Here is a 21363-nt window from a genome sequence, read left to right as displayed (position 1 = left end):
GTCAGTGGCCCTCCCCCGGCTCGTAGTCGGTGGCGGTGCGATCCCACGGCGTGGTGATCTCCCGGAAGATGTCGATGAGCACGATGACGAGCCCCAGCGCCGACGCCGTCGGCACCATCGCCCGCCACGTCCAGCTGGGCCACGGCACATCCGACATCCCCGGCGGCACGCGCTCCCCGATGGAGACGGAGAACAGCGTCCCGTCGATTCCCGCGATGAGCAGCAGCAGGAACGTCACCGCGACGATGACCTCCGCCAGCAGCATCAGCGCCTTGCGCGCCGGGCGCGGGAACTTGCCGAACACGGACGCCACGGCGATGTGCGCGCCCGTGCGGTAGGCGGTCACCAGGCCGAAGAAGCCGATGGCGACCATGAGGTAGCGCTCCGAGAAGCCGATGTTCCAGCCGAGCGGCGACTTCAGCACCGCGCGCATGAACACCTCGAGGATGGTGAGGATGCCGCTGAGCGCCACGGCGACGGCCGCGATGACGGCGCAGACGCCGGAGATCAGGTTCTGGACCTTGTGCAGCATCGGGTAGTCGTCGGTGACGAACCCGAACGTGGTCCGCTCGCCGATGCCCCGGTGGCCGGGATGGACGATGACCTCGGTCATGCGCCGTCCTCCTTCCCCTCCTCCCGCGCGACGGCGGGGTCGGCGTGGTCGGCGTTGGCCGCCAGCGCCCTCTCGAATTCGTCGAGCACCGCCCCGGCGGGGCGGCCGATGGACTCCAGGTCCCGCACCCACGACTGGCGGGCGGGCTCCAGCAGCGCCTCCCACTCGGCCTCGTGGCCGGTGACGTCGACGAACTCCACACCGGATTCCTCCATCTGATCGGCGGAGCGGGCGACGGAGGCGTTGAGCTCGCGGCACAGCGTCTCCTGCGCCGTGGCGGCGTGGCGGGAGATGAGGTCGCGCTGCTCGTCGGTCAGCGACTGCCACGTGTCCTCGTTGATGACGTAGGCGGAGGTGAAGGAGCCGAGGTTGGCGCCGCGGGTGGAGTAGCCGATGACCTCCTCCAGCCCGTACGGGGTGATGGAGGTCGGGCTGGCGACGGTGCCCTCGACGGTGCCGCGGGTCAGCGCCTCGTACAGGTCGCCGATGGGCATGGCGACGCCGGCGGCGTCGACGCCGTCGACGACGCGGTCCTGCGGCCCGCCGGTCGAGCGCAGCACCATGCCGCGCAGGTCGTCGGGGACCTCGACCTTCCGCTCGGAGGTCATCGCCTCGTAGGAGGGGATGACGCCGACCCACAGGGGCCGGAGGTTGAGGCGCTCGAACTCCTCCTCGTAGAGGATGCCGCCGGGCGACATCATGTCCAGCAGCGCGTTGGAGGCGACGCACGAGTCCTCCACGAGGCCCGGCAGGTCGCCCACGCTGGACAGCTGCATCTCGGAGGACACGTACGACGGCGACACCACGGCGATGTCGGCGACGCCGGTGCGGACGACGGTGGGCATGTCCCACTGCTTGCCGAGCTGGCCGCTGCCGAAGTACTCGAGGTGCAGCCCGGCGTCGGGCCCCTCGGCGGCGAGCGACTCGGTGAACGCCTTCGTGCCGCCGACGCCCATGGGGTGGGTGAGGGTGAAGTTGTCGCCCATGATGAGCGTCGTCTCCCCCTCGGCCGCCCCGTGGCCGCCGGCGGAGGAGCACGCGGCCGTCAGCGTGGCCGCCGCGATGACGCCTGCGGCGAGCCCTCGCCGGGCGCGTGCACCTCCCGTCCTTCTGCCATCCGTCACGTGGCCTTCCTTTCGTCGGGTGCTTCGGCGGCTCCGCGGCGTCCCCGCCGCGTCGCCTTTACGCATTTCCGTAGTTAACTACCGAACCGCGTACTGTGAGCCAGCTTACTTTTTGTCCGAAACGAGTCAAGCGCTTTGTTTCGGTTTCGAATCCCCTTTTCGGCGCGCATTCCCGCGCGCCACCCCACTCATCGAAAGCGCCGGTCAACGGTTGACGTGGCACCACATCCCGGGGCGCGCGTACTCCACCGGACCCACCCCCGGAGCACCCCCGATGCGGGTCGGGAGCCTTACGACGCGACCCGCCCGCGCCCCGGCTACGCCGGCAGCTCCACCCGCTTCTCCCCCGCTGCCCGGGAGACCATCGCCCCGTGAGACAGCGAGGCGAGCAGCCCGTCGAGCTCCCCGGCCGCCTTCTCCCCCGGCTCGACGGCGACGACGTGCGTCACGGTCGCGCCCCACTCCGTGTCGACGACGTCGACGCCGCGGGCCCGCAGCTCCGCCTCGATCCGGCCGGCGTCCGCGGCACCCGCCTCCACGGCGCGCAGCTGGCGGAGGACGCGGCGCCGGCGGGGCACGTCGTCAAGCACGTGGGAGACGGCGTCGCCGTAGGCGCGCACCAGCCCGCCCGTGCCCAGCTTCACGCCGCCGAAGTAGCGGACGACGACCGCCGCGACGTTGGTGAGGCCCGAGCCCTGCAGCACGTCGAGCATCGGCCGGCCCGCCGTGCCCGACGGCTCGCCGTCGTCGGAGGAGCGCTCGACGCGGTTGGCGCCCGGCACCTCCACCAGGAAGGCGGAGCAGTGGTGGCGGGCATCCGGGTACTCGGCGCGGGCGGCGGCGACGAGGTCGCGGGCGGCGTCCTCGTCGTCGGCGCGGTCGATCCAGGTGATGAACCGGGAGCGGCGGATCTCCAGCTCGCCGACGTACGGGCCGCCCGGCGCGGGCACCAGCAGCTCGGCGGCGCCGGACGCGGGGGCCGCGGCGGCGCCCGGGGAGGCGCCGGACGCGCCGCCGGCCTGCGCGCCGGAGCCGCCGGACGCGGTGTCGTCGGGGCGGGCGGATTCGTCGCTGCGGTCGGGCATGCCGCCATTATCTCCCCTACCCTGAACCCCATGACGAACTACCGAGTCTGGGCACCGTACGCAGCAGAGGTCGAGCTCCTGGTCGGCGATCCCGCCGCCCCCGAGCACCTCCCGATGACCGCCGCCGACGGCGAATGGTTCGAGGCCGACCGCGCCCGCGTCGCCGGCGAGCGCTACGCCTTCCGCATGCGCGCCACCGACGGCTTCGGCGCCCCCGCCGACGACTCGGACGCCGCCGAGAACGGCGAGCCGGGCGACTGGACCATCCCGCTGCCGGACCCGCGCTCGCAGTCCCAGCCCGACGGCCCCCACGGCTTCTCCGAGGTCGTCGACCTCGCCGACTACGACTGGACCTGCGGCTCCTGGACCGGACGGCCGCTGTCGGGCGGGCTCATCTACGAGATGCACGTCGGCACGTTCAGCGCCTCCGGCGACTTCGCCGGCGTCGAGGAGCACCTCGACCACCTCGTCGACCTCGGCGTCACCCACCTGGAGGTCATGCCGGTCCAGCCGTTCGGCGGCGACCGCAACTGGGGCTACGACGGCGTCAGCTGGCACGCCGTCCACGAGGGCTACGGCGGTCCCCGCGGCCTCCAGCGCCTCGTCGACGCCTGCCACGCGAAGGGCCTGGCGGTCATCCTCGACGTCGTCTACAACCACTTCGGCCCCGACGGCAACTACGTCGGATTCTTCGGCCCCTACACCTCCGGCGGCTCGACCGGCTGGGGCGAGGTCGTCAACCTCATCGGCGACGACTCCGACGAGGTCCGCGCCTACGTCCTCGACGCGGTGCGCCAGTGGCTCGTCGACTACCGCATCGACGGCCTGCGCCTCGACGCGGTCCACGCCCTGCACGACGAGGGCGCCTTCCACATCCTGGAGCAGATGCAGGTGGTGGCGGACACCGTCGCAACGCAGACGGGCGTGCCCCGCACCCTCATCGCGGAGTCCGACCAGAACGACCCCCGCATCGTCCGGCCCCGCGCCGCCGGCGGCTACGGCCTCGCCGCGCAGTGGGACGACGACGTCCACCACGCGCTGCACACCCTCGTCTCCGGCGAGGACCACGCCTACTACTCCGACTTCGGCACCGTCGAGGTCCTCGCCGAGACGCTCGGCGCCGCGTTCTGGCACGCCGGCCGCATGTCGACGTTCCGCGGCCGGGTGCACGGCCGCCCCCTGGACCTGTCGGTGCAGCCGCTCGACGCGTTCGTCACCTACACCACCACCCACGACCAGACCGGCAACCGCGCCATCGGCGACCGCCCGTCGATGAACCTGGAGCCGGCGCAGCTGGCGCTGAAGGCCGCCGTCATCGCCGCCTCCCCGTTCACCCCGATGCTGTTCCAGGGCGAGGAGTGGGGCGCCACCACCCCGTTCGCGTTCTTCTGCTCCCACGAGTCGGAGGAGCTGCAGCGCCTGACGCGCGAGGGCCGCATGCGCGAGTTCGCCCGCTCCGGCTGGGACCCCGACGAGGTCGCGGACCCGTCCGACCCCGCCACCTTCGAGGGCTCGAAGCTGAAGTGGGACGAGATCACCGGCGTCCACCGGGAGCTTTACGACGCCTACCGCACGCTCTTCGGGCTCCGCCACACCCGCCCGGCGCTCGGCTCCCCGTGGGCCGCGTCCGTGCAGTGCGACTACGACGAGGACGCGAAGTGGCTGCGCGTGACCCGCATCGCCGACGGCGTGCCCGCGGGCGTCGCGCACTTCGGGGAGGCCCCGGGCGCCGGCGCGGCGGACTCGGTCGTGCTGGCCGCGAACTTCTCCGGCGAGGAGGTCGTCGTGCCGCTGGAGGACGGCGGCCCCGCCGAGGTGCTGCACACGTGGTCGGGCGCGGCGGCGACGGTCGACGCGGACGCCGGCACCGTCACCCTGCCCGCCTGGGGCTACGCGCTGCTGGGGTAGGCGGCCGGGGCGGGCCCGCCGAAACCGCTCCATCCGCGCGTGACGGCGGGAGCCTCCCCCGGCCATCCGCGCGTCACGACGGGGTCCGGGCAGACGTCAGCGCGTGGCGACGACCCCCACGCCGGCGCCGCGCAGTCAGCGATCGATGCCGTGCGACTCGCGGGCCCAGCGGCGGAGGCCGGTGGCGATCGTCCCGACGACCACGACCGGGACCACGAAGATGGCGAGCATCCCGGCGAGCAACGCGGGGCCGAGTCCCCCGATGGCCCCCAGCACCAGAATCGTGATGAGCAGGACCGCCGTCGAACCGCAGCCCGCCGTCCGCGCCCGGCGCGACGACCCCCGCGCACCGAACACGGAGCCCGCCCCTGAGGCGGGAACAGGATCGGGGGCGGACCCCGCCCCGGTGACGGGCGCCACAGCGGCGCCGACGGCGGAACCGGAGCCGTGCCCCGTCCCCGGCCGGGAGCCGGTGACGACGACCCCCGCACGCCCCTCCCCGGCGGCCCGGCCCCGCATCCTCATCTCGTTGACGGAAATGGTGCGCGCCGTCAGCAGCAGCGCCGGCACCAGCAGGACCAGGAGAAGGAACCCAGCGGGCACGAAGAGGAACCCGATGTCCTCGAGGCGGTATCCCAGGACGACCAGGCCGATCCCGATGACGCCCGCCGCCGCGGCCCCGGCGACCAGCTGACGGGGCGTCGGACCGCGACCGGTGCCCGGATGTCCGGCCCGGCCCTCATGCGCATGCCCGGCCGAGCGGGAGTCTCCGCCGGCGGTCATCGGTCGGTCCCCCGCTCCCCCGGCTCCCCGGGTTTCGCCTCCTTCTCCGGGTCTCCCGGCTCCACGTGCGCCGCCGACTCCACCGGCTCCACTCGCGCCGGGGGATCCGCCGGCTTCGCCGGAGCCGCCCGCACGTCGTACCGCGACGGCGGGGTCGAGGTGACGCTGGACGCCAGCGCCACGACGCCGAACAGGGGCACGCCGCCGACCACGCCGGCGTCCTCCCGCGGATCGTCCCGGTTCCACCCGGGCGGGCCAACATCCTCCCGCGGATAGTCCCGGTTCCACCCGGGCGGGCCGCCGTCGTCCCGGGCCGTGCGGCCTCCGTACCCGCCGAGGGCCTTCGCGGCGGACTCCCGTTCCCCGGGGTCCCGGAGCTCGCGGATGCCGGGGTCCTCCTCCCGCACGTCCGGGGATCGTCCGCAATGAGGCCCTCGCCTCCCGCCGGCCGCGCCGCCCCGTCGTCCTCCTCCCCGGGAAGCCCGTTGACCGCGACCCGATGCGCCCGCCGGGAGGACATGGTCAGGAGCACCGCCTTCACCAGGCACGTCGGCGCAACGATGAACACCAGTCCGAATCCGACGGAGAGCATGAACACCAACGGCAGCCCGTCGAGGGTCCTCCTCGCCCCCGCGTAGTGGATGGCTGCCGTGATCACCACGCAGCCGACCGCGATGATCACCATCTGGATGGCATGGGAGCGCAGCCGCCGCGATTCCAGCGCGGCCTCGGGCACCACCCAGTTCACGGCCTCCTTGTCCGCCATCACGCACCTCCCGTCACGGGCCCGGCCATCGGTTTCCCCCTGGATACCAGAATCCGGGCCGCCCGATGCCCACGTGGCGGCGCCTCCCCGCCCACGACGGCGCCCCGCCGCCACGCCTCATGCGCGTGACGACGGGGCGCTCCGGGGCCGCGGGCTACTCCGCGGCGGTGTCGGAGCCGGCGCCGTCCTCCGGGGTCTCCGCCGCGTCCGGCACGGCGTCGCCGGCGGCCGCGTCGGCGGCCGCGTCGGCGGCCGCGTCGGCGGTGTCGGCGTCCGCCGCGGCCGGCTCCTCCTCCGGCTCCGGCACGGCCGTCAGGTCGCCGCCGAGGACGTGCGCCACCAGGGCGTCGGCGATGAGCAGGTCGCCCATCACCAGCGTCGGCACCAGATCGGCCAGCGCCGCCCACTTGGGCAGGAGCTCGCGGACGACGGACTCGTCGAAAAGCACCTGCTGACCGCCGGCGGCCTCGCCGGCCGGCACCGCGCCGTCGGCGGCGAGCTGCGCGTTGCGGCGCGCCAGCGCGCGGGCCGCCACCGCGATGAGCAGCGACGTGCCCGGCACGAGCGTCCAGTGCAGCGACGGGTCGTCGGCGTCGATGCCGTCGAGCTTGTGGAAGCGCACGTTGACGGCCTTGCGCAGGCGCGGCGACACCTTCGTCACCGCCTGGAACAGGGCGCGGGACTTCTTCGCCAGGTCCGTCATCAGGCCGGACTCCACGATGGCGGCGCGGGAGGCGACGACCTCGTGGATGGCGGTGAAGCGGGCGTCGTCGTCGGTCAGCGGACCCGGCACCATGCGGTAGCCGTCGAAGACCTGCGCGAGGATCGCGTCGGCCTGCGCCGCCGGCAGCGCCGTGATCTGCACCGACGACTGGTCGATGGTCGCCGACTCCAGCGTCGCGTCCTGGCCCGTGCGCAGCACCGACAGCAGGGCGTCGCCGGCGGCGTCGCGGACGTAGTCCAGCTGCTCCGCCATCGCGGCGCCGTCGCCGGCCGACGCGGCGCGCGACAGGTCCGCCAGCGCCGCGAGCGTCCCCAGCCACGGCACGCGGCGGCGGCCCGGGGTCTCGGCGCGCGGGGTGAAGTCGCCGAGCACGAGGCCGGAGGAGATGGCCAGGCCCGGCTGGTCGGCCAGGCGGATGGACGTCGAGTTCAGGGCGGCGAGGCCGGCGCGCGGGTCCGCGACGGCGAGGTCGCGCAGCCGCTCCGGGGTCAGCTCGGCAGCGCCGCCGAGCTTCGGGGCGCGGCCGGCGCGCCACGACGCCAGCAGGGACCAGATGCCCTGGAGGTCGTGGCGGTCCGGGGCGCCCGCGCCATCCACGCCGTCGCCTGCGCCCTCCCCCGCGATCTCCACCAGCGCGGCGGAGGCGGTCGGCCAGGTCGGGCGGCGCTCGCCGGGGGCGCCGAAGACGAGCTGCGCCAGCGCGGACGGCGCGTCGGCGACGGCCTCCGGCAGCACGCCGGAGCCGCCGTCGAGCTCCGCGACGGCGGGCTTCGCCCACGGCCGGTCGGTGCGCCAGAACCACACGGTGGCCGGCAGGTCCGCCGCGTCCTCGGCGAGGTCGACGGTGAAGGTGCCGCCGTCGAGGTGCCAGCCCAGCACCGGGTCCTGTGCGGGGGCGACGGCCAGCGGCACGGACATGCGGCGGCGGCCGGTGGTGCGGGTCCAGTCGAGGGTGACGGTGACGTCGTCGAGCATGGCGACGCGGTCGGCGTGGGAGCCGAGGCGCGCGGAGCCGTCGTCGCCGCGGCGGTCGACGGGCACGCGGCAGATGTCGCGCTCGCCGGAGCGGACGGACAGGTGGGCGTGGCGCAGCTCGCCGGGGGCGGAGATGCGGAACTCGCCGTGGGCGTCGAGCCGGTCGGCGCGGGTGCGCAGGGTGCGGGTGCGCTCGACGGCGGTCTCGTCGGCCAGCGGCACGGTGAAGCCGAGGACGGCGGGGGTGACGTGGACCTCCAGCCAGGCGCCCTCCTCCGTCGACAGCTCCACGGCGCCGGTGGTCTCCCCCGCTCCGAGCTTGACGACGGCCGGCTCGGCGGCCAGCGGCTTGTCTCCGGAGACGATGCGCACCTCCGCCGGGGTCAGGCCCGCGCCGTCGGGGATGCGGAAGCCGTCGCCGCCGCCGCGGGCGTCGACGGTGAGGTGCGCCTGCTCCGCGACGGCGAAGTGGGCGGAGAAGCTGCGGCCGCGGGGGTTGGTGAGGCGGACGACGAACTCGCCGAGCCACGGGTATTCGTCGTCGGTGAGGATCTCGACCTCGCCGCCGTCGGCCGGCACCTCCAGCTCGTACTCCATGATGACGTCGCCGGAGAACTCGCCGTAGCCCTCGAAGTTCGCCAGCTGGACGCGCCACGGCTCGGCGCGGCCGGACAGCGTCGGCGGGAACACGGCGACGGGGCCGGAGGCGTGGACGGGGGTGCCGTGGGCGGTGACGGCGCCGTCGAGCACCGCACCCGGCGTGGTCAGGCGCGGCCGGCGCTGCGGGGAGGCGGAGCGGACGACGCCCTCGGCGCCGGGGCGGACGACCTGGACGGCGAGGACGTCGCGCAAGTCCAGGACGCCGACCTTCCACAGGTCCCAGCGGGCGGGGGCGGGCTCCTCCAGGAAGGGCACGTCGCGGCCGGTGGCGGGGTCGATGATGCGGGCGTCGGCGGGGAACACGACGTGCGCGGCGGTGGAGTGCAGCGACGCCTTGCCGGTGACGGACTGGCCGTCGGCGCCGAAGATGAGCACCGGGTCGTCGGTGTCGACGGCGGGCACGGTCCAGTGGTGGTCCTCGCCGAGCTCGACGAGGACGTCGCGGCACGGCTCCGTCAGCTCGACGACGGGCCGGCCGGCGCGGTCGCCGAGGGCCCGGGCGCGTCGCGTGACGACGGTGCCCGCGTAGGTGACCGTCCAGCCGCGGCCGGCGGGGTCGACGGGCGTCGGCAGCTGGACGCAGACGGCGCCGGAGACCTCGTCGAAGTACAGCTGCGGGCGGCCGGTGGTGGCGACGGCGCCGACGGCGGCGCGGCGGGCCGGGGTGCCGGCGGGGCGGATGCGCAGCTCCTCGCGGGCCGCGTCGAACAGCAGGGGCGGCAGGCCGAGGTCGGCGGCGTCCATGTCGCCGCGGGACTCCCAGTTGGCGGGGTCGGCGGCGGTGGCGGCGAGGTAGCCGACCAGGCCCTCCACCAGCGAGCGGGCACGGACGGGGGCGGTGGCGGCGAGCAGACGCAGGCCGCGGGGGATGTCGCCGTCGGCATCGACCGCGAAGCCGGAGACCAGCTCCGCGGCGCGGGCGCGCACCGGGGCGATGGCCTGCACGAGGTCGGAGGCGCTCATCCCGGCCTCCACGCCGGCGGCGGCCTCGATCTTCTCGATGATGAACGGCACCACCGACTGCTGCACGCCCGCGTTGACCAGGGCCAGCAGGGCGGAGTGCTCCGGGGTGCCGGGCTCGCCCGGGTTCCCGTCGAGCATCGCGTCGTCCTGCAGCCCGAGGTCGGCGAGGATGTCCGGCAGCGCCTCGGCGACGCGCTCCAGCGCCTCCTTCACGGTCGGCTCGGAGCGGTCGAGGCCGAGGCCCGCGGGCCAGTCGACCCACATGTCCGTCGTCGCGGCGATGCGGGCGGCGCGGCCGACCAGCGACGCCAGCACGACGGCCGGATAGCGGTCGACGGCGGCGGCGCCCTCCTCCCGCAGGACGGGGGCGAGGAAGGCGTCGATGCGCTCGACCTGGTCCATCCCCAGGCCGGCCCAGGCCAGCAGCGACTCCGGGGCCTCCTCCCCCGCGGCGGGGGCGGCGAGGAGGCCGGCGACGGCCTCCCGCGCCCGCTCCTCGGTGCCGGCGAGCCAGGCGTGCAGGCGATCGGTGTGCGGGGCGGGGGCGCTCATGCGGGGTCTCGTGCTCCTTCGCGGGCGGCGGTCACGGTGGCCGGGGCGGGTGCGGCCCCGGCGGGCGTGTTCAGTGTAGCGGCGCCCGGGGCCTGCGCGCGGAGCGCCGGCGACCGGCGTTCCCCGCCGCGCCGGCGCCGCCTCCCGCCCGCGCGAACGCGCAGGTGGGGCGCACGGAGTGCCGGGGATCGGGACGTCGTCACGCATCACCGCGGGCGACCGCGCACCGCGCGCGGGCGCCTCCCCGGGCGCGTGGCGACGTCAGCCGCCGACGGAGACGTCCGTCGCGCGCACCCTCGGCAGCGTCAGCGCGACGCCCGCGGCGACGGCCAGCGCCACCGCGGCGCCGACGGCGGCGGCCCAGCCCATGCCGTGGGCGAAGGCCGCGTCGGCCAGCGCGACGAGGCGCTCCCCCGCCCCGGCCGGCAGCTGCGCCGCCAGCTCGTGGGCCAGCGTCACGTTGTCCGCCGCCGTCGCCCGCTGCGCGGAATCGAGGCCCAGCGACCCCAGATCCGACGACAGCATCCGGTCCGCGTACGCACCCACCAGCACCGATCCGAGGATCGCCGGGCCGAACGCGCCGCCGAGCTCGTAGCCCGCCTCCGACAGCGCCGACGCCGACCCCGACTGCTCCGGCGGCGCCGCCCCCAGGATGATCGTGTTCGTCACCGGGTCGATCATCCCCGACGCCGCGCCCATCAGCGCGAAGCTCGCGCCGAACCACCACAGGGCGCCGTCGCCCTGGGAGATGTCCGGCCAGCGGCCCGACGCCGCCGCCATGTGCATCGCCAGCGACGCCGCCAGCAGCACCAGCGCCCCCGCCAGCAGGGGCTTGACCGGCACCCACCGCGTCACCTCGCCCATCACGACGGTCACCACCATCGCCAGCGCCATGCCCGGCAGGAGCAGCAGGCCCGCCTCCAGCGGCCCCATCCCCACGACGACCTGCAGGTGCAGCGTCAGGTAGAAGATGACGCCGACGCGCAGGAACGACGACATGAAGTTCACCGTCACCGCCCACGAGTAGCTGCGGCTGCGCAGCAGGCGCAGATCCAGCAGCGGATGCTCCGCGTTCACCAGGCGCAGCACGAACGCCGCGCCCGACGCGGCGGTGAGCGCCGCGAGGCCCGCGACCAGCCACCACGACAGGCCCGCCGTCATCGCCTTCACCGCGCCGACCAGCGCGAACATCGCGACGATGGACAGGGCGGCGCCCAGGACGTCGAAGCGCCCCGGCCGCGGCGACCGCGACTCCGGCAGCACCAGCAGCCCGCCGCCGAGCAGCAGCAGCGTGATCGGCACGTTGATGAGGAACACCGACCCCCAGTGGAAGTGCTCCAGCAGCCAGCCGCCCAGCAGCGGCCCCAGGATCGCGCCGACCGAGTACGTCGCCACCCAGATCGCCACCGCCCGCGCCAGCTCCCGCGGGATGCGGAACAGCTCCTTGATGAGCGACAGCGTCGACGGCATCAGCGTCGCACCCGCCACGCCCTGCAGCGCACGCGCCGCGATGAGCATCCCCGCCGTGTCCGCGAACGCCGCCAGCGCCGACGCCAGCCCGAAGAACGCCACGCCCACCAGCAGCAGCCGGCGGCGGCCGATGCGGTCGCCGAGCGTGCCCATCGTGATGAGCAGGCCCGCGATGGCGAAGCCGTACACGTCGACGATCCACAGCATCTCCGTGCCGCTGGGCCGCAGCTCCCGCGACACCTCCGGCATCGCGAGGTTCAGCACCGTCATGTCGACGGCCAGCACCATCACCGCGAGCATCAGCAGGCACAGGCCGCCCCAGCGGCGGGCGGCGGAGTACGGCTGCGCGGGGACGGCCGCCGCGGATGCAGCGGGCGCAGCGGCCGCCACGGCGGGCGCGCCGCCGCGCGTCCCGTCGTCACGCGCCCCGCGATTTCCGCGCCGCGCGCTCCCCTCCCCGGCGCGGACGGCGCCGGCTCCCCCGTCGGTCATCCGCGCTCCTCCTCGGCTCGGGTGGTCGTTGCTAGGTCAAGTAATCGTATTCGGGCGTGCCCGGCTCCAGGCGGCGGCACTCCAGCGGGGAGTCCTCCATCCGCTGCAGCAGCGCGTCGATGTCGGAGGCCCTGCGCAGCTCCAGGCCGACGAGCGCGGCGCCGGTCTCCCTGTTGTTCGTCTTCAGGTACTCGAACAGGGCGATGTCGTCGTCGGGGCCCAGGACGTCGTTGAGGAACATCCGCAGCTGCCCCGGCTTCTGCGGGAAGTTGACCAGGAAGTAGTGCTTCAGGCCCCGGTAGACCAGGGAGCGCTCCATGATCTCCGCGTAGCGCAGCACGTCGTTGTTGCCGCCGGAGATGACGCACACCACGACCTCGCCGGGGCGGATGGTCATCTGCTCCAGGCCGGCGACGGACAGGGCGCCGGCGGGCTCGGCGATGATGCCCTCGTTCTGGTACAGGTCCAGCTGCGCGACGCACACCGCGCCCTCCGGCGCCACCAGCGGATGCAGGCGGGACCGGTTGGCGTCGAGGATGTGGTACGGCAGGTCGCCGAGGCGCTTGACGGCGGCGCCGTCGACGAACGGGTCGACCTCCGTCAGCTGCACCGGCTCGCCGGCCTCCAGCGCGGCGGTCATGCACGCGGCGCCCGCCGGCTCCACCGCGACGACCGCGGTGCGCGGGGACATGTCGGCGAACCAGCTGACGACGCCGGAGGCGAGCCCGCCGCCGCCGACCGGCACGACGACGGTGTCGGCGGTGAGGCCCTGGGCCGACAGCTGCGCCATGATCTCCGCGGCGACGGTGCCCTGGCCGACGATGGTGCTGAACCCGTCGAACGGCTCGATCATCGTCGCGCCGGTCTTCTGCGCGTCGGCGTGGGCCTCGGCGGCGGCCTCGTCGAAGCTGTCGCCGACGACGATGATCTCCACCGCGTCGCCGCCGTGGGCCCGGATGCGGTCGCGCTTCTGCTTCGGCGTCGGGTTGGGGACGTAGATGCGGCCCTCGATGCCGAGGGTGCGGCAGGCGTAGGCGACGCCCTGGGCGTGGTTGCCGGCGGAGGCGGCGACGACGCCGTTGGCGCGCTCCTCCTCCGTCAGCTGGGCGATGGCGTTGTAGGCGCCGCGGATCTTGTAGGACCGGACGTCCTGCAGGTCCTCGCGCTTCAGGAACACCTTCCCGCCGGTGGCCTCGGACAGGCGGGGGCAGTACTGCAGCGGCGTCGCGGCGATGACCGACGAAATGCGGGCCTGGGCGGCCTGGATGTCCGCCGCGCGGGCGGTGCGGCGGACGGTGTCGGTGCTGGGTGCGGCGTCTCCTGTCATGTCGTGCCACGTTACTCCGGGCACCCCGCCGCCGCGGAATGGAGGTCGCCCGGGGACGTGCGCGCGGGTGCGGCCGGCGCGCGCCGCCGCGCATGCGCGTTGCGACGGGGTCCGCGCGGCGGCCGCGCCGCCGAGCGGCACCCGTCGTCACGCGACGGGGCGTCAGCCGAGGATGCCGGCGCCCATCGACGCCTTCAGGTCGCCGAAGAGGTTGGGGGTCCGGTCGACGCGGAGGTGCTCGCCGAGGACCAGCATCGTGGAGTTGTCGCCGTCGAGGAGCTTCAGGTACACGTCCGACTCGCCCGGGTTGGCCGACAGGACCTCCTTCAGCTTCACGATGTTGGCGGGGGTGCACTCGTCGGTGCGCATGGTCAGGCGCAGCGGGACGCCGGAGGCTCCGTTGATGCCCAGGTCCGGGATCTTCAGGTCGTCGCCGATGACGGACATGCGGTCGTCGCGGTACTGGACGCGGGCGCGGACCAGCACGATCGCGTCCTCCGCGATCTGCGTGGAGACCAGGGCGAAGGTGCGGGCGAACATGAGGACCTCGGCGGAGGCGCCGTTATGGTCCTCCACCTGCACGATGGCCCACGGCAGGCCGTCCTTGTTCACGCGGCGGTCGACGGAGCTGATGATGCCGCCGATGACGACCTCGGTGCCGTTGGGCACCTCGCCGCCGACGATGGTGGTGATGGCGGTGTCGGTCTGCTGCGCCAGCGACTCCTCGAACCCGTCGAGCGGGTGGCCGGAGACGTAGAGGCCCAGCATCTCGCGCTCCAGGGCGAGCTCGTGCTTGCGCTCCCAGTGCTCGTCCGGCACCCGCACCTCGAAGACGTTGGCGGAGTCGTCGCCGTCGTCGCCGCCGAAGCCGGCGAAGAGGTCGAACTGGCCCTTGTCGGCGGCCTTCTTCGTCGGGAGCACCGAATCCACCGCGTCCTCGTGGATGAGCATCAGGCCCTTGCGCGGGTGGCCCAGCGAGTCGAAGGCGCCGCCCTTGATGAGCGACTCCGTCACGCGCTTGGAGCACGGCAGCGTGTCGATCTTGTCCAGGTAGTCGGAGAACGACGTGAACGCGCCCTTCTCCTTGCGGGTGGCGCAGATGGACTCGACGACGTCGTGGCCGACGTTGCGGATGGAGCCCAGGCCGAAGCGGATGTCCTCGCCCACCGACTGGAAGTTGAGGACCGACTCGTTGACGTCCGGCGGCAGCACCCGGATGCCCAGGTGACGGCAGTCGGCGAGGTAGATGGCGCGCTTGTCGCCGTTCGACGCGACCGAGGTCAGCAGCGCCGCCATGTACTCGGCGGTGTAGTTGGCCTTCAGGTAGGCGGTCCAGTACGACACCAGGCCGTAGCCGGCGGCGTGGGACTTGTTGAACGCGTACGACGCGAACGGGAGGATCGTGTCCCACAGCGTCTTGATGGCGTCGGCGGAGTAGCCGTTGTCCTTCATGCCGGCCTCGAAGTTCACGAACTCCTTCGCCAGCACCTCCGGCTTCTTCTTGCCCATGGCCTTGCGGAAGCCGTCGGCCTGGCCGGCCGTGTAGTTCGCCACCTTCTGCGAGATCTTCATGATCTGCTCCTGGTAGACGATGAGGCCGTACGTCTCCTCGAGGATCTCCTTCAGCGGCTCCTCGAGCTCCGGGTGGATCGGCGTGATGGGCTTGCGCCCGTTCTTGCGGTCCGCGTAGTCGAAGTGCGCGTTGACGCCCATCGGGCCCGGGCGGTACAGCGCCAGGGAGGCGACGATGTCGGTGAAGTCCGTCGGCTGCATGCGCTTGAGCAGCTCGCGCATGCCGCCGCCGTCGAGCTGGAACACGCCGAGGGTGTCGCCGCGCGACAGCAGCTCGTAGACCTTCGCGTCGTCGACCTCCAGGGTGTCGAGGTCGATCTCCTCGCCCCGGTTGGCCTTGATGTTCTCCAGGCAGTCGCCGATGACCGTGAGGTTGCGCAGGCCCAGGAAGTCCATCTTCAGCAGGCCGATGGCCTCGCACGCCGGGTAGTCCCAGCCGGTGATGATGGCGCCGTCGGCGGGCCGCTTCCACATCGGGATGTGATCCAGCAGCGGCACCGACGCCATGATGACGGCGCAGGCGTGGACGCCGGTCTGGCGGACGACGCCCTCCAGGCCGCGGGCCGTCTCGTAGATCTTCGCCACGTCCGGGTCGGTCTGGATGAGGTCGCGGACCTCCTTCGCCTCGCCGTAGCGCGGGTGGTCCGGGTCGACGATGCCCTCCAGCGGGATGTCCTTCGCCATGATGGCCGGCGGCAGCGCCTTCGTGATGCGGTCGGCGATCTGGTAGCCCGGCTGGCCGAACTGCACGCGGGCGGAGTCCTTGATCGCCTGCTTCGTCTTCACCGTGCCGAAGGTGACGACCTGGGAGACCTTGTCCTCGCCCCACTTGTCGGCGGCGTAGCGGATCATCTCGTCGCGCCGGCGGTCGTCGAAGTCGATGTCGATGTCCGGCGCGGAGGGGCGCTCCGGGTTGAGGAAGCGCTCGAACAGCAGGCCGTGCTCGATGGGGTCGATGTTGGTGATCCAGGTGGCGTAGGCGACCAGGGAGCCGGCGGCGGAGCCTCGGCCCGGGCCGACCTTGATGCCGATCTCGCGGGCGTGGGCGATGATGTCGGCGACGATGAGGAAGTACGACGGGTAGCCCTTGCCGTCGATGACGTCGATCTCGTACTCGGCGCGGGTGATGTACTCCTCCGGCACCTCCTGGCCCTCGAAGCGCTTGCGCAGGCCCTCCATGACGTTGTGGTGCAGCCACGACGTCGGCGTCTCGCCCTCCGGCACGTCGGCCTTCGGCATGCGGTCGTGCGGATGCTCCTCCCACAGCTCGTCGTAGTCGCCGACGCGCTCGGCGATGAGCAGCGTGTTGTCGCACGCGTCCGGCACGAGGTGGTCCCACGTCTGGCGCATCTCGGCGGCGGTCTTGATGTAGTAGCCGTCGCCGTCGAACTTGAAGCGGTCCGGGTCGTGCAGCGTCTTGCCGGTCTGCACGCACAGCATGGCCTCGTGGTTCTTCGCCTGGTCGCGGGTGACGTAGTGGCAGTCGTTCGTGACGACGGGCGGCAGGTTGAGCTTGCGCCCGATCTCCAGCAGCTCCGCGCGGACCCGGTTCTCGATGTCGAGGCCGTGGTCCATCAGCTCGAGGAAGTAGTTGTCCTTGCCGTAGATGTCCTGCCACATGCCGGCGGCCTTCAGCGCCTCGTCGAACTGGCCGAGGCGCAGGCGCGTCTGCACGTCGCCCGACGGGCAGCCGGTGGTGGCGATGATGCCCTCGGCCCGCTCCGCGATGAGCTCCGCGTCCATGCGCGGCCACTTGCCCAGCTGGCCCTCGTAGGACGCCATCGACGACAGGTAGAAGAGGTTGCGCAGGCCCTGCGCGTTCTCCGCGATCATCGTCTGGTGCAGGTAGGCGCCGGAGGCCGAGACGTCGTCGGACTTCTGGTGCGGCTCGCCCCACCGCACGCGCTGCTTGTTGAACCGGCTCTCCGGCGCCATGTACGCCTCGATGCCGATGATGGGCTTCACGCCCTTGGCCTTCATCGTCCGGTAGAACGCGTCCGAGCCGAACATGTTGCCGTGGTCCGTCACACCCACCGCGGGCATGCCCTGGCGCGAGACCTCCTCGGCCAGGAGATCGATCTTCGCCATGCCGTCGAGCATCGAGTACTCGGTGTGGTTGTGCAGGTGGACGAACGACGAGTTGGCCATGGCCCGGATTCTAGGCGAGGCCCCGACATCCCCCGCCCGCGCTCCCGGCCCCGGAGGCGACGCCGGCCCGCCTGCCAGCCGCCCGCTCCGCGTGATGTGCCGAAGATCACGAATCGGTAACTTGACCTTCCCCCTCCCCGCCCCGATACTTGACACATTCCTCACGTTTTCCATTTCAAAAGGATGTGACAGTCCATGTTCGCCCCGTATCCCGACGGCGTGTACACCCTCTTCCCCTCCGGCCGCCTCGACGCCGCGATCGCCTCCATGGACATCCGCCCGGCCTCCGCCGGCTACCTCCCCAACGGTGAGGTCCTGTGGACCGACGAGCAGCCGTCGCGCTACAGCTGGCTGGCCTAGTCCCCGCCACCCCCGGGCCCGCGCGGCCCGGCGCCGCCGCGACCGGCGGCAACCGGGGACGCGTCACCGGAGTCCCCCTCGCTTCGCCCGTTTCCCGTCCGGGGCCGGGCGAATCACTGTAGATTTCGGCGCATGAACCGATACCCCTCGCCCGCCGTCCGCGCGGCCGTCGCCGGGGAGACGCTGCCCGCGCTCGTCGTCGACGTCGACGCGGTCGACGCGAACGCCGCCGACATGGCCGCCCGCGCGGGCGGCACGCGCATCCGGCTGGCGTCGAAGTCGGTGCGGATCCCCGAGCTCATCGCCCACGTGCTGGAGCACCCCTCGTTCTCCGGCACCCTGTCGTACGTGCTGCGGGAGGCGATGGACCTGGTGCGCTGGGGCATCACCGACGACGCGGTGGTCGGCTACCCGACCGCCGACGCGGAGGCCGTCGCCGAGCTCGCCGCCGACGACCGCCTGCGCGGCGCGGTGACGCTCATGGTCGACTCGGTCGAGCACCTCGACTGGATCCTGGAGGCCGCCGCGTCGCGTGACGACGGGGCGCCCGGCGCCGCCGCCCCCGCCGGCGGCGACCCCGACCGCGCCATCCGCGTCTGCATGGACGTCGACGCGTCGTGGCGCCCCGTGCCGGCGCTGCACATCGGCGCCCGCCGCTCCCCCACCCACACGCCGCGCCAGGCGGCGGCGCTGGCCCGCGAGATCGCGGCGCGCCCCGGCCTGAAGCTCGTCGGCGTGATGATGTACGAGGGCCACATCGCCGGCCTGTCCGACGGCGCGCCCGGCCCCATGGGCGCGGCGATCCGCCTGATGCAGAAGGGCAGCCGCCGCGAGCTGGCGAAGCGCCGGGCGAAGGTCGTCCGCGCCGTCGAGGCGGCCGCCGGGCCCCTCGAGTTCGTCAACGGCGGTGGCACCGGCTCCCTGGAGTCGACGGGCGCGGAGGACGCGGTGACCGAGATCGCCGCCGGCTCCGGCCTCATCGGCCCCGGCCTGTTCGACCACTACCGGGCCTTCCTGCCGCACGCGGCGGAGTGGTTCGTGCTGCCTGTGGTCCGCAGGCCGGCGAAGGACATCGCCACGGTCCTCGGCGGCGGCCGCATCGCCTCCGGCCCCGCGGGCGAGGACCGGCTGCCGACGCCGGAGTGGCCGGAGGGCCTGACCTACATCGGGTCCGAGGGGCCGGGCGAGGTGCAGACCCCGCTCGCGGGCGACAACGCCCGCGGGCTGCGCGTCGGGGACCCCGTGTGGTTCCGGCACGCGAAGGCCGGCGAGGGAGCGGAGCACGCGAACATCGCCCTGGGGGTCGCCGGCGGCGGGATCATCGGGCGGTGGGAGACCTACCGCGGAAAGGGACGGAGCTACGCATGACCACGAAGGACGCCGGCACCTGGCATAACTGGGCCGGGAACCAGACGGCCGATCCGCACGCGGTGCACAAGCCGACGTCGGCCGGCGAGATCGGCGACATCATCCGCGCCGCCGCCTCCTCCGGCCGCACGGTGCGGCCGCTGGGCGCGGGCCACTCCTTCACCGCCGTCGCGGTGACGAACGGGCTGCGGGTGCAGCTCGACGAGATGTCGGGGCTGGTCTCCGTCGACGAGGACGGCGCGGGCCACGTGACCGCGACGTTCCGCGCGGGCACCCGCCTGCGCGACGTGCCGGGCCTGCTGCGCCCGAAGGGCCTGGCCCTGCCGAACCAGGGCGACGTCGACCCGCAGTCCCTGGCGGGCGCCATCTCCACCGGCACGCACGGCACCGGCCTCGGCTGGACGGGCTTCGCCGGCATGGTGCGGGGCTTCCGCATCGTCGGCGCCGACGGCGTCGAGCGGCACTGCCACGCCGCGGCCGGCGGCGAGGAGGCGGAGCTGTTCCGCCTGGCGACGCTGGGCCTGGGCATGTTCGGCGTCGTCACCGAGGTGACGCTGTCGGCCGTGCCGGCGTTCCACCTGGCCGCCGACGAGCGCCCGGAGGACTTCGACGAGGTCCGCACGACCTTCGCCGAGCGCGTCCGCCACACCGACCACATGGAGTTCTACTGGTTCCCGGGCACCTCCACGGCGCTGGTGAAGGAGAACACCCGCATCAAGGACCAGGACCTCCCCGCGTGGCGGGAGGGCAAGGCGGCGCAGGGCTTCCGCACCCCGGGCCGCGCCACCCGCGTCCTGTCCGGCTTCTCCGACGAGGTCATCAACAACGCCGGCCTGCTCGGCGTCTGCGAGCTGTCGCGCCGCGCCCCGAAGCTGACCCGCCGCCTCAACGAGCTGGCGGCGCGGACGGTGTCGAAGCGCCGCTACGTCGACGAGGCCCACAAGGTCTTCGTCTCCCCGCGCCGCGTGCGCTTCACGGAGATGGAGTACGCCGTGCCGCTGGAGTCCCTGTCCGACGTACTGGACGAGGTGCGCACGACCATCGACCGCCACCGCGCCTGGGTGTCGTTCCCCCTGGAGATCCGCGCCGCCGCGGCCGACTACGTGCCGTTGTCGACGGCGTACGGCCGCGAGAGCGCCTACATCGCCGTGCACCGCTACCACCGGGAGCCGTACCGCGACTACTTCGCGCTGCTGGAGCCCATCTTCAAGGAGGCCGGCGGCCGCCCGCACTGGGGCAAGCTGCACACGCTCACCAACGAGGATCTGCGCGAGCGCTACCCGCTGTTCGACGAGGTCGCGGACCTGCGCCGCCGCGTCGACCCGGAGGGCATCTTCCTCAACGACCACCTGAAGGCGATGTTCGACCCGGAGTAGGCCGGAACGGCCCGGCCGCACCGGGCCGGCGCCCGGCTGCGGGCCGCCGACGCCCCGGTCCCCCGTCGCGGGGGCCGGGGCGTTTCCCGTGCGCGTGACGACGGGCGCCGCGCCGGGCGCGGCCCGTGCCGCGGCGCACGGAGGGCATCCGGGCCGCGGCGGTGGCCGTCGTCACGCGGACGACGCGATCACCCCTCCGCGGCGGGCTCCTCCGCGGGCAGCCCGCGGGCGCGACGGCGGCGGCGCCGGGCGCGCGCCCGGGCGAGCATGTCCGCGGCGAAGACGATGACGGCGACCCAGATGATGCAGAAGCCGACCCACCGCTCCGGGCTGATGTGCTCGTGGACGACGAAGACGGCGATGAGCATCTGCAGCAGCGGGGTGATGTACTGCATCAGCCCCAGCGTGGTCAGCGTGACGCGCTTGGCGGCGGCGCCGAACAGCAGCAGCGGCACGCCAGTGGCGACGCCGGCGGACATGAGCAGCAGCAGGTGCGGCACGCCCTCGGTGGTGAAGGTGCCCTCGCCGCGCTGGCCGAGGAACACCAGGTAGCCCAGCGCTACCGGCGTGAGCACCAGCGCCTCGGCCGCCACCGACGCCGCCGAGCCCAGCTGCACGCGCTTCTTCAGCAGCCCGTAGAACCCGAAGCTGAACGCCAGCGTCAGCGAGATGATCGGCGGGTGCCCCACGCCGATGGTGAGCACCACCACCGCCACCACCGCGAGGCCCACGGCGACGAGCTGCGCGCGGGTGAGCCGCTCCTTGAGGAACACCACGCCCAGCAGCACCGACACCAGCGGGTTGATGAAGTAGCCGAGCGCCGCCTCCGCGACGTGCCCCGAGTTCACCGCCAGCACGTAGGTGCCCCAGTTGACGCCGATGACGACGGCCGCCGCCGCGACCAGCCCCCACGTCCGCGCCGACGCCCGGACGAGCTGCCGCCACGCCCCGGTGACCAGGACGATGGCGCCCATGAACACCGCGGTCCACACGAAGCGGTGGGCGAGGATCTCCAGCGGCGCCGCCGGCTTCAGCAGCGGGAAGTACAGGGGGAAGACGCCCCACAGGAGGTAGGTGGCGAGACCGTAGAGCATTCC

General features: G+C 73.5%; 14 protein-coding genes. 4 read left to right on the top strand and 10 right to left on the bottom strand.

The window, feature by feature from the left end:
- Nucleotide 1 precedes the first annotated feature (1 nt).
- The 3 genes from QQS41_RS09240 to QQS41_RS09230 form a co-directional block, all read right to left on the bottom strand.
- The gene (locus QQS41_RS09240; RefSeq protein WP_448852409.1) at nt 2–613 is read right to left on the bottom strand and encodes a TRAP transporter small permease; all 612 of its coding nucleotides are present in this window, start codon (nt 611–613) and stop codon (nt 2–4) included.
- Complete coding sequence (locus tag QQS41_RS09235; RefSeq protein ID WP_448852408.1) at nt 610–1737, bottom strand: TRAP transporter substrate-binding protein; 1128 nt, start codon at nt 1735–1737, stop codon at nt 610–612. The genes QQS41_RS09240 and QQS41_RS09235 overlap by 4 nt, the downstream gene beginning before the upstream one ends.
- A gap of 317 nt (nt 1738–2054) precedes the next feature.
- Complete coding sequence (locus tag QQS41_RS09230) at nt 2055–2822, bottom strand: IMPACT family protein (protein ID WP_448852407.1); 768 nt, start codon at nt 2820–2822, stop codon at nt 2055–2057.
- A 30-nt stretch (nt 2823–2852) separates the two neighbouring features.
- Between QQS41_RS09230 and treZ the strand changes: the two genes are divergently transcribed.
- Nucleotides 2853–4730 carry a malto-oligosyltrehalose trehalohydrolase gene (treZ, locus tag QQS41_RS09225; protein WP_448852406.1) on the top strand — a complete coding sequence of 626 codons (1878 nt, stop codon included), beginning with the start codon at nt 2853–2855 and terminating at the stop codon, nt 4728–4730.
- A gap of 135 nt (nt 4731–4865) precedes the next feature.
- On the opposite strand, the gene QQS41_RS09220 is transcribed toward treZ, so the two are convergent.
- From QQS41_RS09220 to dnaE, 6 genes are all read right to left on the bottom strand, one after another.
- Complete coding sequence (locus QQS41_RS09220) at nt 4866–5513, bottom strand: hypothetical protein (RefSeq protein ID WP_448852405.1); 648 nt, start codon at nt 5511–5513, stop codon at nt 4866–4868.
- Nucleotides 5510–5920 carry a hypothetical protein gene (locus QQS41_RS09215; RefSeq protein WP_448852404.1) on the bottom strand — a complete coding sequence of 137 codons (411 nt, stop codon included), beginning with the start codon at nt 5918–5920 and terminating at the stop codon, nt 5510–5512. The genes QQS41_RS09220 and QQS41_RS09215 overlap by 4 nt, the downstream gene beginning before the upstream one ends.
- Nucleotides 5921–6433: 513 nt before the next feature.
- Nucleotides 6434–10153 carry a hypothetical protein gene (locus QQS41_RS09210; RefSeq protein ID WP_448852403.1) on the bottom strand — a complete coding sequence of 1240 codons (3720 nt, stop codon included), beginning with the start codon at nt 10151–10153 and terminating at the stop codon, nt 6434–6436.
- 261 nt (nt 10154–10414) lie between these two features.
- Nucleotides 10415–12115: an MFS transporter gene (locus tag QQS41_RS09205; RefSeq protein ID WP_448852402.1), complete on the bottom strand. Its 1701-nt coding sequence runs from the start codon at nt 12113–12115 to the stop codon at nt 10415–10417.
- Nucleotides 12116–12146: 31 nt separating this feature from the next.
- Nucleotides 12147–13442 carry a threonine ammonia-lyase IlvA gene (ilvA, locus tag QQS41_RS09200; RefSeq protein ID WP_448852401.1) on the bottom strand — a complete coding sequence of 432 codons (1296 nt, stop codon included), beginning with the start codon at nt 13440–13442 and terminating at the stop codon, nt 12147–12149.
- 162 nt (nt 13443–13604) lie between these two features.
- Nucleotides 13605–17162 (bottom strand): DNA polymerase III subunit alpha, encoded by a 3558-nt coding sequence (gene dnaE / locus QQS41_RS09195; RefSeq protein WP_448852400.1) that lies wholly within the window; start codon nt 17160–17162, stop codon nt 13605–13607.
- A 195-nt stretch (nt 17163–17357) separates the two neighbouring features.
- Here dnaE and QQS41_RS09190 point away from each other — a divergent pair, with 195 nt between their 5' ends.
- From QQS41_RS09190 to QQS41_RS09180, 3 genes are all read left to right on the top strand, one after another.
- Nucleotides 17358–17522 (top strand): hypothetical protein, encoded by a 165-nt coding sequence (locus QQS41_RS09190; RefSeq protein ID WP_448852399.1) that lies wholly within the window; start codon nt 17358–17360, stop codon nt 17520–17522.
- Nucleotides 17523–17654: 132 nt separating this feature from the next.
- A complete protein-coding gene (locus QQS41_RS09185) occupies nt 17655–18890 on the top strand; it encodes an alanine racemase (protein ID WP_448852398.1) in 1236 nt (411 codons plus the stop codon).
- Entirely contained in the window at nt 18887–20266 is a 1380-nt protein-coding gene (locus tag QQS41_RS09180) for a D-arabinono-1,4-lactone oxidase (protein ID WP_448852397.1), read from the top strand. Before QQS41_RS09185 ends, QQS41_RS09180 begins: the two co-directional genes overlap by 4 nt.
- Before the next feature lie 188 nt (nt 20267–20454).
- Here the strand turns inward: QQS41_RS09180 and rarD are convergent, their stop codons facing one another.
- A complete protein-coding gene (rarD, locus tag QQS41_RS09175) occupies nt 20455–21360 on the bottom strand; it encodes an EamA family transporter RarD (protein WP_448852396.1) in 906 nt (301 codons plus the stop codon).
- Nucleotides 21361–21363: the final 3 nt, after the last annotated feature.

The organism is Corynebacterium sp. 335C, from assembly GCF_053525695.1.
Note: the sequence above shows the minus strand (reverse complement) of the source record. Positions and strands in the feature narration are given on the sequence as shown.